The organism is Verrucosispora sp. WMMA2044 (genome assembly GCF_027497155.1).
GTDB lineage: Bacteria > Actinomycetota > Actinomycetes > Mycobacteriales > Micromonosporaceae > Micromonospora > Micromonospora palythoicola.
The window spans coordinates 825508-842870 of sequence record NZ_CP114913.1 but is presented as its reverse complement, the minus strand read 5'-3'; the positions used below and the strand labels follow the sequence as shown (position 1 = coordinate 842870).

Here is a 17363-nt window from a genome sequence, read left to right as displayed (position 1 = left end):
GGGCCCCTCCTCGGAATCAGGGCAGGGTCCAGCGCTGGTTGGCGTTGGTGTGGCAGGTCCACAGGTGCACGGCCTGCCCGTCGGCGGAGCTGTTGTTCGACACGTCCAGACACTTGCCCGAGTTCGGGTTACGCAACGTGCCGTTGGACTGGGCCGACCAGTTCTGGGCACCGCTGCCGTTGCACGTCCAGAGCTGGATCTTCGTACCGTCGGCCGAGCCGGCACCGTCGACGTCCAGGCACTTACCGAACGCCCGGATCGTCGAGTTCGGCGTCACCGTCCACGTCTGCGCCGCCGTACCGTTGCAGGTGTAGATCTGGATCTGCGTACCGTCGGCCGTGGCCGCGTTGCGCACGTCCAGACACTTACCGCCCAGGCCGACGATCGGACCGGTTCCGCCCGTGCCACCGCTGCCGGTGGTGAAGGTGAACGAGTCCAGGTCGTAGAGCGAGCCGGTCCCGGTGCCGGCGAAGGTCAGGTAGAGCGTGGTGGTGCCGGACGGCGGGTTGCTGATGCTGCCGGTGACCGAGGTGAAGGTGTCCCAGGCGCCGGTGACCGGGACGGTGGCCGAGCCGAGCACGGTGCCGGTGGCCGAGCCGGCGCGCACCTGGAGGGTGCCGCCGGAGCCGGCCGAGGAGACCCGGGCGCTGAACGACGTCACGTTGTTGATCCGGTACGGCTCGAACGCGATCCAGTCGCCGTTGTTGATGTTGCCGACGGTCTTGCCGCCCTCGGCGGCCGCCTTGTCGAAGGTGGCGATGCCGGCGGAGGTCTTGTAGTGCTCGGCCTGCCGGCTGCGCGGCTGGAGGGTGTGCTGGGTGTGCGTGGTGAGCCCGCCGGCATCGGTGTACTCGGCGTCGAAGATGGCGAAGATGTTCGCCGCGTAGTCGTGCTCCCCGTCCACCGGGATCGTGATCGAACCTGAGCAGCCGTTGCGCGAGGTGATCTGGTGGCCGTGGCTGTCGTGGCCCAGCACGTAGGTCATCTTGACCTTGGTGCAGTCGATGGTGCCGTCCTCCGGGTCGGTCACCGTGATGCTGAACGGCACGGTGTCGCCGAAGGAGAACAGCGATCCGTTGACCGGGCCGTTGATGGTGACCGTCGGCGCGGTGTTACCGACCCGGATCTGCACGCTCGCGGTGCCGGTGGCGCCCTGCGGGTCGCGTACGGTGAGCGTGGCGGTGTAGCTGCCGTTGGTGGTGTAGGTCTTGCTCGGGTTGGCCGACGTCGAGGTGGTGCCGTCGCCGAACGCCCACGAGTAGGTCAACGCCCCACCCTCCGGGTCCGACGACCCGGCCGAGGAGAAGTTCACGGTCAACGGGGCGACCCCGGAGGTCCGGTTCGCCGAGGCGACCGCCGTGGGCGCCCGGTTGCCGCCGGCGACGTAGTCGTAACGGTAGAGCGCCGAGTTGGCGTCGCCGTTGAAGTAGCCGGTGCCGTAGTCGAGCACGTAGAGCGCGCCGTCCGGGCCGAAGGCCATGTCCATGACCTGCTTGCCGTTCCACGGGAACGAGGCGTCGATGGCGCCCACCGAGCCGTCGCTGTTGACGTGGATCGGCTTGATCCAGCCTCGGCCGAACTCACCGGCGAAGAAGAGCCCGTCGAAGCTTTGCGGCCACTTGGTGGTCGACGTCGACGCCGCGTTGTAGCGGTAGACCGGGCCACCGCTCGGCGACTCGGAGCCACCACCGAACTCCGGTGGGCTGCCGGCGTCACCGGCGTAGCGGATCCAGGACGGCTTGGCGGCCGGCAGGGTGGTCAGACCGGTGTTGCGGAACGAGTTGTTCGTCGCGCCGCCGGTGCAGTTGTACTTCGGACCGGCGGTGCCGTTGGCGAAGTTCCACTCGGCGTACGTCTCGTTCGTGGTGTTGGTGCCGGTGCAGTACGGCCAGCCGTAGAAGCCCGGGCCGGTGACCCGGTTGAACTCGACCTGCCCGCTGGGCCCGCGCGCGGAGGTGGAGCCCGAGTCCGGCCCGTAGTCGCCGACGTAGACGACGCCGGTGGCCTTGTCGACGCTCATCCGGAACGGATTGCGGAAGCCCATCGCGTAGATCTCGGGGCGGGTCCGGGCGGTGCCGGGAGCGAACATGTTGCCGGCCGGGATCGAGTACGACCCGTTGGCGTTGACCTTGATCCGCAGGATCTTGCCGCGCAGGTCGTTGGTGTTGGCGGCGCTGCGCTGCGCGTCGTACGCCGGGTTGCGGTTGGTGCGCTCGTCCAGCGGCGAGTAGCCGCCCGAGTCGAACGGGTTGGTGTCGTCGCCGGTGGACAGGTACAGGTTGCCCGCCGCGTCGAAGTCGATGTCGCCGCCGACGTGGCAGCAGATGCCCCGGTCGGCGGGCACGTCGAGGACGTCGACCTTGCTGGACTGGTTGAGCGTGAAGTCGGCGTTGAGGGTGAACCGGGACAGCCGGTTGACCCCCTGCCAGGCGGAGAAGTCGCTGGCGGTGGCCGGCGCGTCGCCGCTCGGGGTGGACAGCGGCGGGGCGTAGTAGAGGTAGATGTGCCGGTTGCTGGCGAAGTTCGGGTCGACGCCGACGCCCTGCAGGCCCTCCTCGTCATGGGTGTAGACCGGCACGGTGCCGATCACCGTCGTGGTGCCGGCCGCGTCGGTGCGACGCAGGGTGCCGTTGCGGGCGGTGTGCAGGACCGAGCGGTCCGGCAGTACCGCGAGGGTCATCGGTTCGCCGACCTCGGCCACTCCCTTGGCGAGGGTGACCTGTTGAAAATCGCTGGCGACGATGGGGTGGGCGCGGGCCGGGGTCGGGTCGGCGACGGCGATCGCGCCGGCGGTGACGACCAGGAGCAGCGCCGAGGCGCTGGTGGACCACCGTGCGGGGTGGTGGGTGGTGCGCATGGTGGACATCGCAGTGCTGTCCCTTCCTGACGAGTGCTTCTGCCAGGGCGGGGCGCGCGCCGTCGCGCCGGATGCCGTAGCGGGGGTGCCGAGGGGGGTCCCGCGCCGCCGGTTCACCTCGACGAAACATTTCGGTGCTGGCGAACACGCTAGGCGACATGACGCGCACATGTCTACAACTTTCGATGAAGTGCGACCGACTTTTGTTTGATCCACTCAAAGTACGACGGTTTTGCTGTCTACATGCGATGGTGTCGATCGATTGACACACTCCTCTACGTCGGTAGGATCTTCGGCAGTTGGGTACCACGTACACGACTACTACGGGGGTAGTGGCAGTGAGGCTGCACAACAGAGAAGACGTGCCAACGCGTGCTGGTGTCGATGCGCTGACGCCACCGTGACCCGCCCAGGCCGGCGGCCTGTCACCCACCGGCTCGTCGTGGCTGTGCCGCTGAGCGCAGTTCTCCTCATCACAAGTGGTTGCGTCGACTCTGCCCACGAGGACGCCCGGGGCAGCATCACGGCACACATCGAGCAGGTCGCGGCCGATGCCACCGAATGGGCCCGCCAGGACCAGACGTCGGGGAGTCCGTCGGGCACCCGGGAGATCCTGGACCGCATCGTCGCCACCGTGCACGCCAACGCCCGTGAGTTGAGTTCGGACGTGACTGAGCCGGACGTTGATGGCATCGGCTCGCTCGGCGAGGTGCGCCTGGTCCTGGAGGGCACCGGCTCGGGCTGGCTCTGGTCCCAGGTAGAGGCCCTTTACATCTTCTGCGCCCGATTCGAGGTGACCCGGTCGCCGGGTCAGCCGCGAATCGTCTCGGCGGAGCTCTTCGACTGCCCACCGGACGCCGTGCCGTCCGGCTGGCGACCCACCGCGCCGGCCGCCCCCTCAGCCACGTCGTCCTGACCTCCTACACCAGCTGCTCGTGCCTGTCGCACGAGCGGCCGTCCCACCCTGCCCGGATCAGGTCAGGTTCGCCCTGCCATCGACCCCCGCGCCGGTCCCGGCGCGGTCCACCCACAGCAGGAAGAGGAGCGAATGCGCACACGAAGGCCCCACCGGGCCGACCAGACCCTCGATGGAACTGCACGCCGAAGAGTCGCCGCGGTAATCGCCGCGCTGCTCACCACCACCTTCGGTGCGGTGGCCGGCCCTGCCCAGGCCGCACCGACACCGGCACCCGCACCGGTACCCGCACCGGAGTCGGTTGTCGACGCCGCGCCACAGCCCGCAGCCGAGATCGCCGAGGTGCCTGCGGGCGACCGCGACACGGTGCTGCCGAAGGGCTGGCGTTCGTCGGCCGATCTGGCGTGGACGACCTCCGGTGACAGCCGGGGCTTCCACCTGCTGGTGGCCGAGGAGCGGACCGGATACACCTGGCGGACCGTCGCGTCGCTGAGCGAGCCGACGATCAGCAGCGAACAGTGGATCGGGCGCGCCTGCCTGACCGCGTCCGGCCGCCGGGCGGTCGTGGTCTACCAACCCCGGCACTTCACCAACCGCAGCCACCTGTTCGACCGGGGTGCGTTCGCCGCGGTGGTGGAGATCGGCACCGGGAAGGTGACGAAGCTGGGCCTGAACGTCAGCATCGCGTACTACAACCCGGGCTGCGGAAATGGTGAGACCGCCGTGCTGACCCAGGGCGGCGCGAGCGACCTCGGCCGGACCCGCGTACACCTCGTCGACACCGTACGGGGCACGGTCGTCCGGCGGCAGCAGCTCAGTGGCCAGGTGACCTCGGCGGTCCCGTACGGTGCCAACCTGGCCGCGGCGGAGGGTGGCCGGATCTTCCGACTGGACCGGGACGGTTCCCGCCACACGCTCGCCACCACCCGGGGCGTCGCTGCCTACCTGCGTCCGGACTCCGCCGGAGGACTCACCTGGTTGGAGGCGGCGGACGACGAGACCACCCTGGCGCGCCGGGTGCAGGACGGCCAGGTGCGGGAGTTGGCGCGAGGGCCGTTGACCGGGATCGGCCTCGATCGCGGCACTGATGGCCAGGTCTTTCTGACCGGTGAGCCCACGTCGACCGGGTCGCTGCCCCCGGCGGTACGCCGGGTGGCCGTGCCGACGTCGACCGAGCTGTCCACGCACGGCCACCTGGCGCTGCGCCGAGCCCCTGTCACCAACGGCACCGCCGCCGCGGTGCCGCCGACCGGCGAAGCGTCGGGTCTCCCGGTCGCACTGCGCGCAGAGGTGTTGGGCACCGGCAAGCAGGTTGACTTCCGGGTGGCCCTTGGTGCTCGGGCGAGCCGGAAGGCGGACGGTGGTCGACGTATCGACCCACAGGTGGCTCGGGCCCACCGGGCCGATGGGGGGCTCCGAGCGCAGGCCAGCGGTTCGCCGACCGATCCCGTCGAGCCCGACCGCTACTGCTCCGTGCCGCGCAACGACGTGCGGACGCAGGTCGAACAGCCGCACTGGCGGCAGGTGGAGTGGGCGGCGAACCTGGCGGTACAGGGTGCGCTCACCGTCCAACGTCCGGCGAACTGGCGGCAGTCGGGCCTGCCGGCCTGGTCACCGCAGGGAATGCTGCCGCCGATTCCGCTCGCGGGAGGCGGCCGGGTACCCGCCCAGGTGATGCTCGGCATCCTGGCGCAGGAGTCGAACCTGTGGCAGGCGAGTTGGCACGCCCTCGAAGGGGTGCCCGGCAACCCGTTGGTCGGCAACTACTACGGCATCGCCGACGAGCAGGGCTGGGACATCGACTGGACCGACGCGGACTGCGGCTACGGTGTCGGCCAGGTCACCGACGGAATGCGCATGGCCGGCCGGGGCAAGCCGGGTGAGGTGATCCGCCCGGCGAACGAGCAGCGGGCCATCGCCGTCGACTACGCCACCAACATCGCCGCCAGCCTGCGCATCCTCCAGGACAAGTGGAACCAGACCTACAACCTCGGCATCCGCATGAACGATGCCGATCCGGCCAACCCGGAGAACTGGTGGGCGGCGATCTGGGCCTACAACACCGGGCTGAACCCGCAGGCCATCACCGGGGGAACGGGCTGCTCGCCGGGCCCCAACTGCACCGACGACCGGGGCAACTGGGGCCTCGGCTGGTCGCAGAACATCGCCAATCCGGAGTATCCGTACACCCGGACGCCGTTCCTCGACGGGGACAACGGCAACGGTTCTCCGGGTGACGCAGCCCACCCCGGCGACTGGTCATACCCGGAGAAGGTGATGGGCTGGGCCGCGTACCCGATCGTCAAGTACGACTTCCGGACGCCGAACGAGTACCACGCCGGCTACCTCCAGGCGTGGTGGGTCGACCCGCTGCACCGCACGCAGTCGATCAAACCGCCGCTGGGCACCTTCTGCACCAGCGCCAACAACTGTTCGGTGACCTCGACGTCGACCTCGTGCGGCTACAGCGACTACCACTGCTGGTGGCACTGGCCGGTCGACTGGAAGTCCGGCTGCCAGGTCGCGTGCGGCTACGAGAACATCCGGTTCAGCCCCGGCTCGGCCGAGCCGGCCCGAGGGACACACTATCCACCGAGGTGCGCGGTCAGCGGCCTGCCCGCCGGGGCGTTGATCGTCGACGACCAGCCCAGCTCCGTCGGGATCGTCCGGTCCGACGCATGCCCCACGCCGGTGACGAACAACGGCACCTTCAGCCTCCAGTTCAGCGGCAACGCCTCCGGCCTGTACCCGTCCAAGGCCGACTTCCACCAGATCGGCAGCGGCCTCAACGGGCACTTCTGGTTCGCCCACGAACAGAACGCCGCGTCCGAGCAGACCGACCGCCTCAAGGTCACCGGGACGTGGCGTCTCGGCCGCAGCCTCAACCAGTGGGCGCGGGTGTACGTGCACATGCCGAGTCACGGCGCGCACAGTCAACAGGCGCACTACACGGTCGATCGCGGCGCGAACATCACCAGCAAGCGCCACAAGACCCGCGTGGTGGGCCAGCGTCAGGGCACCAACCGGTGGGTGCCGCTGGGCACCTTCCAGTTCAACGGAGTCCCGCAGGTGTCACTGAGCAACATCACCCGGGGCGTCGATGTCGGTGTCGAGAACGTGGCGTGGGACGCCGTCGCGATCGTGCCGCTGAGCCAGAAGCCGCGCAACTTCGTGGTCGCGCTCGGGGAGTCGTACTCCTCCGGCGAGGGAGCAGCCACCGACGCGTCGACCGACTACTACCACGACTCCAACCACAACGGGGGCGGTGTCCTGGAGCACCGCAACGGCTGTCATCGCTCACAGCATGCCTGGTCGCGTCAGGCGTGGTTGCGGGACGACCCGCAACAACGCTCGATCGGGGCCAGATCGGACGCCTTCGACCCCACGATGGATTATCACCTCATTGCGTGCTCGGGTGCCCGGACGCACAACCTGCTGCCCAGCGGGTCGAATCCGATCAGCGGCGTACAGGTCTCCGACCCCCTGACCGGCGCGCCCTTCCAGACCGCCTGGGGCACCACGGCCCGCCAGCAGGCCCGCGAAGTCTCCCAACTGGACAAGGGGTTCGTGGACGAGAACACCACGCTGGTCACCCTCTCGGTCGGTGGCAACGACGTGGAGTGGTCGGCGGCGATAGAGAACTGCATTCTGCTACCCATCCCGTGCCAGGAGTCGGACATCGACGGTCACCGGGCCGCCGACTACCTGCCCCGGCTCATGGACCGGGAGGGCCGCCAGTCAATCGCCACGGTGCTCCGCGCGATCCGCGTGATGGCCCCGAACGCCCAGATCATGCTCATGGGTTACCCACAACTGTTCTCCAACGATGCGAACTGCGTCGAGTGGCTCGGTTACGGGATCAGCGACTCGGAGGCTGCCTGGACCAACCAGTTGGCTGTCGAGTTGCGCGACGTCCTCAGCGAAGTGGCGATCGCGGCGAACAGCAGCCTCGGCCGGGTTCGCTTCGTCGATCCGATCATCAATGGCGACTTCGCCGGACAGGGGGTCTGCGGCGAACCCGAAACCATTCACGGAATCGTTGCCGCGAAAACGGCGGGTGAGGACCATTCGAAGGTCCAGAACCCGTCTCAACAATCGTTCCACCCGAAGATCAGCGGAGCGGCGAACTACGCGCGATCGTTGAATCGCGAGTTCCGCAACATCGGCCTGTAATGGGATTGGGTGGGTCCGCTTTGGCGGACCCACCCAATCGCGCTACCCAACCGCTGGTCGATGCCCTAGTTCACGAAGGGGCCACAGTTCCAGGTGGACGGCTCGCTGGTGCCAACGCCCCAACAGGCCCGGAAACGCTGGTTGCTGTACTGCACCCAGGGCACGGTCGCCGTGTTGTGGTTGCCGAAATCACCGAACAGCACCTTCTTGGTCTTCGTGTGCGTCGGTAGCCAGCCGTAGCTGCCGTTCACCTGCCGCTCGACCTTCACCCAGACCGGAACGCAGCAGTTGTTGTTGTCGTCCCACACCAGCCGACCCCACCGGGTCGTGCACGCCGAGCCGTACACGTGGACACTGATGTTGCCGTCGTACCGGCTGCTGTTCGGGATCCGTCCCTCGTAGCAGGCGGCCACGGCGGAGTCGCCGGCAGCACCGTCGGAAACACCCGGCGGAGGTGCGGCGTGCACCGCCTGCGGCGCGATTGCAGCCCCGACACCGAGCGCCAGCACCGCCGCGGTCAGCAACCTGACCACCACTGACTTTCGTTTTACCACGAACACCATCTCCCCGCTTCGATTACCGGTTCCGGCGAACCGGACTTGATTTGATCCTAACGATTCATATCGTTGCCATCAATGCCTCGGCCACAATTCTGCGGACGAAATAAAAGTGCAGCATCGGCGTACATTATTGTAAAATGCCGCGCCGCCCCGGCCGAACCAGACAAACGTCCGACGCGCGAACTCAGCGCTGACGGTCGATGGCCTGGGCGGCCAACTCCATCAGGGCGGTCCGGCTCTCCGCGGTCACCTCGGTGTGCTCCAACGCCGCCAGCCCGGCCTCGGCACGGACCTGGATCATCTGCTCGATCTTCCGGCGGGCTCCGGTGCGCTCGATGATCTCGCGCAGCTCGGCGGCGCCGTCGGCGTCCAGGTCGGGATTGCCGAACAGCTCGCGCAGCCGGGCGCCCTGCGCCCGGTCGGCGGCGTCGCGGGCCAGCGCCATCATCACCGTCGGCTTGCCCTCGCGCAGGTCGTCCAGTACGGACTTGCCGGTCACCGCCGGGTCACCGAAGACCCCCAGCACGTCGTCGCGGAGCTGGAAGGCGTCCCCGAGCGGGTCGCCGAACTCGGCCAGCGCGTCCAGCAGCTCGACGGGTGCACCCGCCAGCGCGGCGCCGATCTGCAACGGCCGGGTGACCGTGTAGCGGGCCGCCTTCATCCGGATCACCGTGAGCGCGCTGGCCACCGAGCCGTCGCCCACCCCGGACACCAGATCGAGATACTCCCCCGCGATCACCTCGGTACGCATCAGCGCGAACACGGCGTACCCCTGGTGCACCTGGTCGGGGCTGAGCCCGCACTCGTGGAACATCTGGTCCGACCAGGCGGCGCAGAGGTCCCCACAGAGCAGGGCGGTGTTGCGCCCGTACGCCTCGGGGTCGCCCCGCCACGACGACCGGGCGTGCAGGTCGGCGAAGATTCGGTGCACCGAGGGCTCGCCCCGGCGACGGTCGCTGCCGTCCAGGATGTCGTCGTGGATGAGCGCGAAGGCGTGGAACAGCTCCAGCGCGGCGGCGGCGGCCACGATCGGCGTGCCGTCCGGGCCACCCGCGCCGCGCCAGCCCCAGTAGCAGAACAGTGGTCGCAGGCGCTTGCCGCCGGCCAGCACGAACCGGTGCAGCGTGGTGAAGACCCCCCGTGGTGCGCCGTCCGGCCAGTCCGGATCCTGCCGGTCGAGGAAGGCCGTCAGCTCGGCGTCGAAGCGGGCCCGCAACCCGGCGGAGTCGACAGGTGCCTCGGCGACCGTCACCGTCCCTCCAATCGGGCCAGCTCCAACAGCAGCCCCTTCACCTCCGTGGCGGCTATCCGGTCCCGGGCCACCGACGCGTCGGAGCAGAGCAGCACCGGCCCGTCGGCCGGATCGGCGGGCAGCCGGCCGTGTGAGCCCCGGACCGCCCGCGCGCCGGCGTCCAACCCGACCACGTTCATCAGGTACCGCAGCCCGAGCTTCTTGCGGGCCAGCGCGGTAGCGGCCCGGCGCTTCGCCGCGCCGGGTCCGGCGGGGTCGAAGAACAGCTCCGCCGGGTCGTACCCCGGCTTGCGGTGGATCTCCACCAGCCGGGCGAAGTCTGGCGCACGCGCGTCGTCGAGCCAGTAGTAGTACGTGAACCAGGCGTCCGGCTCGGCCACCAGCACCAGCTCACCGGCGCGCGGATGGTCCAACCCGTGCGCCACCTTGCCGTCGGCGTCGAGCACCTCGGCCACCCCGGGCAGCCCGGCGCAGAGCTTCGCCACCGCCGGCACGTCGGCCGGGTCACGCACGTACACGTGGGCGACCTGGTGGTCGGCGACCGCGAACGCCCGGGAGGTCCACGGGTCGAGGTACTCCATGCCCACCTGGGTGTGCACCCGCAGCAGCCCCTCGGCGCGCAGCAGCCGGTTGACGTCCACCGGCCGGGACACCTCGGTGATGCCGTACTCCGACAGCACCACCACCGTCGCGTCGCGGGCCTGCGCGGCGTCCAGCAGCGGCGCGAGCACGCCGTCCAACTCGGCCGCCGCGGCGGCGGACCGGGGCGACGACGGGCCGAAGCGTTGCAGGTCGTAGTCCAGGTGCGGCACGTACACCAGGGTCAGGTCGGGCGAGTACCCGGTGAGGATCTGCTCGGCCGCCCGGCAGATCCAACGCGACGACGGCAGGCCCGCGCCCGGTCCCCAGTAGGTGAACAGTGGGAAGGTGCCGAGCCGCTCGGTGAGCGCGTCGTGCAGCTGCGGCGGATCGGTGTAGCAGTCCGGCTCCTTGCGACCGTCGGCGTGGTAGACCGGTCGCGGGGTGACCGTCCAGTCCACGTCCGCGCCCATCGCGTACCACCAGCAGACGTTCGCCACCGTGTAGCCGGGCCGGGCGCGGCGCGCGGCCTGCCACAGCTTCTCCCCGCCGACCAGCGCGTTGTGCTGCCGCCAGAGCAGCACCTCGCCGAGGTCCCGGAAGTACCAGCCGTTGCCGACGATGCCGTGTTCGGCGGGCAGGGCACCGGTGAGGAAGGTCGACTGCACCGAGCAGGTGACCGCCGGCAGCACGGTGCCCAACTCGGCGCGGAACCCGGTGTCGGCGACCGCGCGCAGCCGGGGCATGTGTGCCAGCAGCCGGGGCGTCAGCCCCACCACGTCGAGCACCACCAGTTGCCGACTCATGCTCTGATCCCCTCTGTTCGCGACTGCGGGGCTCGCAACACCGGCTCACTCCTCGCGCTCACCGCGACACCCCCTCTGTTCGCGACTGCGGGGCTCGCAACACCGGCTCACTCCTCGCGCTCACCGCGACACCCCCTCTGTTCGCGACTGCGGGGCCAGTCCGAGGGCGACCAACTCGTCCCGGGTGAAGGCCAGTTCGGCGGCGATCCCGGCGGCCAGTTCCGCGTCGGTGCGCGGCCGACGCGCGGCCGGCAGCACCCCCCAGGTGTACGTCTCGACGTCCAGGTGGTCGCACCCCGCGTCGGTGCCGGCGAAGAGCGCGGCCAGCGCGGCGCGCAGCACCGGCAGGGTCGAACCCAGCGGTGGTTCCGGTGGCGCGTGCAGCGGCACGTGGTAGTGCACCCGCCACGGTCCGGGCAGCGCGGCGTCCAGGGCGGCGTCCAGATCGTCGGCCGCCCAGCTCGGATCCGCCGGATCGGCGAGCCCAGGTCCGGCGGTGGGTGCGGCACCGTTGCCGGCGGTCGGTGCGGCACCGTTCGCCGCCGTCGATGCGCTGCCGGTCGCGGCGGCGCAGCCGGCGGTGCGGGTCTGGTGCAGGAAACGCGGCTCGACCCAGCGGCGCAGGGCGGCGGCGTCACCGGCCGGGTCGGTCGCCTCCAACGCGGCGGACACCTGCACCTTCACCACCGGCAGGCCGGCACCGGCCAGCCGCTCCAGGGCGGCGACCGGCTCCTCCCAGGCACAGGCGAGGTGGGCCAGGTCCAGGCAGATCCCGAGACGGTCGGTGTCCACCCCGGACAGCGCGGCGACGGCCTGCGGGGTGCTCTCCACCACGCAACCGGGCTCCGGCTCGAAGCCGACCCGCACCGGCCGACCGGTGTCCCGCTCGACGGCGGCGAGTCCGGCGGCGAGCCGGTCGAGCCGGTGCCGGGCGGCGTCCGCGCGAGCCTGGTCCCACGGCGTACGCCAGGCCAGCGGGAGGGTGGAGACCGAGCCGCGGGCGGCGTCGTCGGGCAGCAGGTCGGCAAGCACCCGGGCCAGGTCGAGGGTGTATCCGAGCCGGTCGTCCGTGGTCCAGTCCGGGCGGTACACCGCCCCCTTGACCACCGGCGCCTGGAAGGCCGCGTACGGGAAACCGTTGAGGGTGACCACCTCCAGCCCGCGTACGGTCAACTCGGTGCGCAACCGGCGACGGGCGGCCGGATCGGCGGCCAGTTCGGCGGCCACCGGGGCGGCCAGCCACAGGCCCAGGCCGAGCGGATCGGCGCCGAGCGTCTCGCGGACCGGCACCGCGTAGCGGTCCAGTTGGGCGACGATGCCGGCGAGGTCCTCGGCGGGGTGCACGTTCGTGCAGTACCCGAGGTGGACGGTCCCCCCACCGGGATGCCGCAGCCGCATCAGCTGCCGCCGCGCAGGATCGAGTTGCCGGCGAAGGTCGGCTCGGCGAGGTCGTCGTCGGTCAGGTCGAGCCGTCCGGACTGCCCGTAGAACTCGACCGGGTTGCGCCACAGCACCCGGTCGACGTCGTCGTCGGTGAAACCGGCACCGAGCATCGCCTCGCCGGTGGCCCGGGTGAGCAGCGGGTCGGAGCGCCCCCAGTCCGCGGCCGAGTTGACCAGCACCCGCTCGGTCCCGTACGCCTTGAGCAGCTCGACCATGCGCGGCGGCGACATCTTGGTGTCCGGGTAGATGGAGAAGCCCAGCCAGCAGCCGGTGTCCCGGACCAGTTTCACGGTCGTCTCGTTGAGGTGGTCGAGCACCACCCGCTGCGGCGCGATGCCGGACTCGGCGACCACGGCCAGGCTGCGCTCGACACCCCGGGCCTTGTCCCGGTGCGGGGTGTGCACCATCGCCGGCAGGTCGTGCGCCACGGCCAGGGCGAGCTGCGCGGCGAAGGCGTCGTCCTCCTCGGGCGTCATCGAGTCGTAGCCGATCTCGCCGACCGCCACCACGCCGTCCTTCTCCAGGTAGCGGGGCAGCTCGTCGAGCACCGGCCGGCAGCGCGGGTCGTTGGCCTCCTTCGGGTTCAACGCGATCGTGGCGTGATGGCGGATCCCGAACTGCCCGGCCCGGAACGGCTCCCACCCGACCAAGGAGTCGAAGTAGTCGGTGAACGAGCCGACGTTCGTGCGCGGCTGGCCCAGCCAGAACGCCGGTTCCACCACTGCCCGGACGCCGGCGGCGGCCATCCGCTCGTAGTCGTCGGTGGTGCGCGACGTCATGTGGATGTGCGGGTCGAAGATCCGCATAACACCTCCCTGGGCTGGGGCTGGCTGGCGGCGGTGAGCCGGTCCAGCAGTTCGGTGGCGTCGGCGGGCATGCTCCGGCCGGCGGCCCGGCGTTCGGCGGCCAGCGCGGCGAGCATCTCCGCCAGTTCCCCGTCCGCGCGCGAGTCGAGGTCGGCCACCGCCGCCAGCGGCACACCGGTGAAGACGCACTTGAGCACCGCCTGCCGCCAGGCCGGCGGGTCGAGGTGGCGGGCGTACGGGCCGAGGGCCGCGGCGACCAGCCGGGTGTCGTTGGTGCGGATCGCGTCGTGCAGCAGCGGCGTGCCGGCCGCGCCGATCGGCAGCATCGGCAACGCCTTGAGCACGGCCCGTTTCTCGGCGGCGTCCCCGGTGCGGTAGAGCGCCCCGGCCTGCTCGGCATGGTCGGTGCGGAGGCTGGCCAGCAGCAGGGCCCGGGCCGCCTCGTCGGCGGTCCAACCGGGCAGGTCGGGCAGGTCGTGTCGGCCGCAGCGCCGGCCGGCCGCCGGGAAGAACCGCGCGATGGCGGTGGGCTCGGCCGCGACACGGTCCAGGGCGGTGGCCAACCAGTCCGGATCGGGTACGCCCCGCAGGGCCGCCCGAAGCTCGTCCACTGTCATCGCGTCTCCTCCCTCGTCCGCCGCCGTCGACGGCCGTGGCGGTACCACCGCGTGCGTCCTTTGCTCTGCTTCACGCCACGCGTCGGTCGTCGTCCGGACAGCGGACGCCTGGTGGTGCGCCGGTTGAAGCAGAGCAAAGGGCGTGCGGCGAGGCGGCGGCGCGCAGGAATTCCAGCGAGTGGGCCGCGACGGTGGGTGCGGCGTGCGAGTGTCGGGGCAGTTCGACCGCCACCAGGCCCCGGTAGCCGATCTCCCGCAGCGCGGCCAGCACCGGCGGGAAGTCGATCTCACCCACGCCGAACTCCAGATGTTCGTGCACCCCGCGCCGCATGTCGTCGATCTGCACGTTGACCAGGTGTGCGGCGACGTCACGGACACAGTCCGCTACCGGCCGTGGCTCCAGACACCGGCAGTGTCCGATGTCGAGGGTGATGCCGAGGCGGGCCGGCGAGCCGAGCACCGCGTGCAGGCGGCGCCAGTCGGCGATGTCCTCGACCAGCATGCCCGGTTCCGGTTCGAACCCCAGCGTCACCCCGACGGCCTCGGCCGCCTCGACGACGGCCGCGCAGCCGGCGACCAGGCGGTCCCAGGCCACCGCCGGAGTGACCGTGTCCGGCCGGACTCCGGCCCAGAACGAGACCGCCTCGGCGCCGAGATCCGCGCCGATCGCCACCGCCCGACGCAGGAACTCGATCCGCAGCGTGGGGTCGTCGTGCAGCAGCGTCGGGGCGTGCTTGTGCCAGGGGTCCAGCAGGAACCGCGCGCCGGTCTCGATCACCAGTCCGAGGCCGAGGTCGGCCAGCCGGCGAGCGACGGCGTCGACGCGCCCCGCGAGTCCGGGCGCGAACGGGTCGAGGTGGTCGTGGTCCAGAGTGAGCGCGACACCGGAGTAGCCGAGGTCGGCGATGACCGCGAGCGCGTCGTCGAGGCGGTGGTTGGCGAAGCCGTTGGTCCCGTACCCGAATCGCAGTCCCTCGGGGGCGGTGGCGGCGGCCGTCATGTCGGTGAGACCTTCCGGGCCAGCCGCCGGCCCAGCGGCGCGGCCGCCGCCACCGCCAGTCCGAGCAGTCCGGACCCGGCGCGGGCGGTCAGCGCCCCCTGCAACGCGGGCAGGCCGGTGATGCCGGCGCCGACCGCCGAGCGAACCCGCGCGGCGGTCGGCTCGGCCGCCACCCGCGCCTGCGCGGTGCCGTAGCGGGCGGTGTACCAGGCGGCGAGGACGGCGGGCAGCGCCACCGCCACGGTGCCGAGGGCACGCCGACCGTTCCCGACGTCGCCGGTTCGCTCACCGTCGGTGCGGACGACAGGGGCGCGCCGGCCGGACTCCGCCGGGCCACCGGTGCAGAAGACGTTCGCGGTGAGCCGGCGGCCGGGCGGGAGCGCGGCGCTCGCGGCGACCAGTGCGGTGCCGGCGAGGGTACGCAGCGGCAGGGCCCGGTCGGTGCCGCTGACCTCCCGGCGGGACAGCGCGGTGACGGTCCAGGTGTGCGCGGCGACGGTGACCGCCGCCGGCAACGCCCGCGCCGTCCGGCCCCCGGCGGCACCCAGCAGCACGTCCAGTCCCCGGCAGGTCGCCATCATGGCGGGGCCGGCGGCGGTGTTCTTGGCCGCCAGGTCGTACCCCCACACGGCGGCCGCCAGCGGCAACGCGACGGCGGTGGCCCGCCGGCCGCCGGCTGCGGCGGCGAGCCCGACGCCGGCCACGGTGAGACCGGTGGCCAGGCCGACCGCGAGGCCGGGGCTGACCCGGCCGCTCGGTATCGGCCGCTCGGGGCGTTCGACGGCGTCCAGCTCGCGGTCGGCCCAGTCGTTGGCGGCCATGCCGGCCCAGTACAGCAGCACCGACGCGGCGGCGAGGGCGGGGGTACGCGGACCGAGGGCGCCGGCCGCGGCGGCACCGGCGACCACGTCCCCGGGTACGGAGAGCGCGGCCGGGGCGCGGACCAGCTCGGCCAGGTCAGCCACGCGCGGCATCGGTGTCTCCGGCGTCCAGGCTGCCCGCGAACGCGCACAGCCGGTTCCACTGGTCGGCCAGCGAGTGGGTCGCGGTGCCGAGCGGGTCCTTGAAGAAGAAGGCCAGGTCGTCAAGCGGCCCGGTGCGGCCGGCGGCGTGCGCGGCGGCGGTGAGCCGGGCCAGGTCGAGCACGAGTGGGGCGGCCAGCGCCGAGTCGCAGCCGTGCCAGGTGAACTCCAGCCGCATCCCGGTGCCGAGGAAGCCGGCGAAGGTGACCAGATCCCAGGCGGTCTTGAAGTCACCGAGTTCCTCGACGTAGCCGATCCGGGTGTCGCCCTGCGGCAGGTAGCCGAGCGTCTCGCCGAGCACCCGTTGCTTGCTGCGCACCTTGGCGGCGTTGGCGTCGGGGTGGGCCAGGGTGGCGCCGTCGCCGCCGCCGAGCAGGTTGAGCCCGGACCAGGACCGGACGGCGAGGTGGCGCATCGCGAACATCGGGGCGAGCACCGACTTGAGCAGCGTCTCCCCGGTCTTGCCGTCGTGGCCGGCGTGCGGCACGCCGTGGCGGTCGGCCAGCGCGGTGAGCGCCGGCAGCCGCAGACCGGTCGACGGGGTGAAGTCGACGTACGGGCAATCCGCCGTGACGGCCGCGTACGCGTACAGCGAGCTGGGTGGCAGCACCTCGTCGGGCCCGGCGAGGGCGACGCGCAGCGCGTCCGGATCGGCGTGGCCGGGATGTGCCGGGGGGGTCGGTTCGGTGGCGGCGACGTTCACCATCACCACCCGGGCCAGCTCGTGTCGCTGGCGGAACGTGGTGAGGTCGCGGACGATCGCGGCGGCCCGGTCGGCCTGGGTTCCGCCGGTGGGCGCGGGGCGTAGTTCCCGTTCCACGGCGGCCAGTTCCTCGGGCAGCGCGGCCACCAGGCGGGCCGGCAGCACACCGGCGTCGGCGAGCGCCTCGGCGCGCTTGGCGATCGGCGTGGCGACCACGTCGTGGCCGCCGAAGACCAGGTCGGCGAAGCCCGGTAAGGCGGGGGTGTTGACCCCGGGCAGTTCGGTGACGCAGCCGGTCGGCCCGGTCAGCCCGGCACGCAGCGCGAGCGCTCCGACGATGCTGGTGGTCGCGACCGAGCCACGTGCCCCCACCAGCCAGACACCTGTACGCATAGCGCTCCTTCCGGTGCCCAGGAAACCGACATGCATCGATTGAACCTTGATATCAGGAAAAAGCTGAAAAAGATACGGGTTGTGCCGATGCGCCCCGTCCGCCGCCCGCTCCGGTGCGACTCGCCGGCCGGCGTCGAGGTCGGCGGCGACGACGCCGGGCCGGCGTACCGGATGGGTCGGACGGACGGGGCTGGCAGGCAGGGACAGTCGGCGTCTCGCCCCTGCCTCCCCCGCAT

At 71.4% G+C, this 17363-nt stretch carries 12 protein-coding genes; 2 read left to right on the top strand and 10 right to left on the bottom strand.

Features of this window, described 5'->3' with window-relative positions; translation table 11 throughout:
- Positions 1-16: 16 nt before the first annotated feature.
- Entirely contained in the window at positions 17-2857 is a 2841-nt protein-coding gene (locus O3597_RS03925; RefSeq protein ID WP_281604466.1) for a PQQ-dependent sugar dehydrogenase, read from the bottom strand.
- Between the two features lie 442 nt (positions 2858-3299).
- On the opposite strand from O3597_RS03925, the gene O3597_RS03920 reads away from it, so the two are divergent.
- The gene (locus O3597_RS03920) at positions 3300-3773 is read left to right on the top strand and encodes a hypothetical protein (protein ID WP_164449474.1); all 474 of its coding nucleotides are present in this window, start codon (positions 3300-3302) and stop codon (positions 3771-3773) included.
- A 132-nt stretch (positions 3774-3905) separates the two neighbouring features.
- On the top strand, positions 3906-7946 hold the full coding sequence (locus tag O3597_RS03915; RefSeq protein ID WP_281603275.1) for a hypothetical protein: 4041 nt from the start codon (positions 3906-3908) through the stop codon (positions 7944-7946).
- A 65-nt stretch (positions 7947-8011) separates the two neighbouring features.
- Here the strand turns inward: O3597_RS03915 and O3597_RS03910 are convergent, their stop codons facing one another.
- From O3597_RS03910 to O3597_RS03870, 9 genes are all read right to left on the bottom strand, one after another.
- Positions 8012-8482 (bottom strand): hypothetical protein, encoded by a 471-nt coding sequence (locus tag O3597_RS03910; protein ID WP_164449472.1) that lies wholly within the window; start codon positions 8480-8482, stop codon positions 8012-8014.
- A gap of 208 nt (positions 8483-8690) precedes the next feature.
- Positions 8691-9758 (bottom strand): polyprenyl synthetase family protein, encoded by a 1068-nt coding sequence (locus O3597_RS03905; RefSeq protein ID WP_281603274.1) that lies wholly within the window; start codon positions 9756-9758, stop codon positions 8691-8693.
- Positions 9755-11143 carry a nucleotide pyrophosphatase/phosphodiesterase family protein gene (locus O3597_RS03900; protein ID WP_164449470.1) on the bottom strand — a complete coding sequence of 463 codons (1389 nt, stop codon included), beginning with the start codon at positions 11141-11143 and terminating at the stop codon, positions 9755-9757. The genes O3597_RS03905 and O3597_RS03900 overlap by 4 nt, the downstream gene beginning before the upstream one ends.
- 120 nt (positions 11144-11263) lie before the next feature.
- A complete protein-coding gene (gene eboE / locus O3597_RS03895; protein WP_281603273.1) occupies positions 11264-12541 on the bottom strand; it encodes a metabolite traffic protein EboE in 1278 nt (425 codons plus the stop codon).
- A complete protein-coding gene (locus O3597_RS03890) occupies positions 12541-13392 on the bottom strand; it encodes a TatD family hydrolase (RefSeq protein ID WP_164449468.1) in 852 nt (283 codons plus the stop codon). Before O3597_RS03890 ends, eboE begins: the two co-directional genes overlap by 1 nt.
- Complete coding sequence (locus O3597_RS03885; protein ID WP_281603272.1) at positions 13362-14009, bottom strand: EboA domain-containing protein; 648 nt, start codon at positions 14007-14009, stop codon at positions 13362-13364. The genes O3597_RS03890 and O3597_RS03885 overlap by 31 nt, the downstream gene beginning before the upstream one ends.
- Positions 14010-14079: 70 nt before the next feature.
- Positions 14080-15009: a sugar phosphate isomerase/epimerase family protein gene (locus O3597_RS03880; RefSeq protein WP_164449466.1), complete on the bottom strand. Its 930-nt coding sequence runs from the start codon at positions 15007-15009 to the stop codon at positions 14080-14082.
- A complete protein-coding gene (locus O3597_RS03875; protein ID WP_281603271.1) occupies positions 15006-15983 on the bottom strand; it encodes an SCO3242 family prenyltransferase in 978 nt (325 codons plus the stop codon). The genes O3597_RS03880 and O3597_RS03875 overlap by 4 nt, the downstream gene beginning before the upstream one ends.
- On the bottom strand, positions 15967-17127 hold the full coding sequence (locus O3597_RS03870) for an inositol-3-phosphate synthase (RefSeq protein ID WP_164449465.1): 1161 nt from the start codon (positions 17125-17127) through the stop codon (positions 15967-15969). Before O3597_RS03870 ends, O3597_RS03875 begins: the two co-directional genes overlap by 17 nt.
- Between the last annotated feature and the right edge of the window lie 236 nt (positions 17128-17363).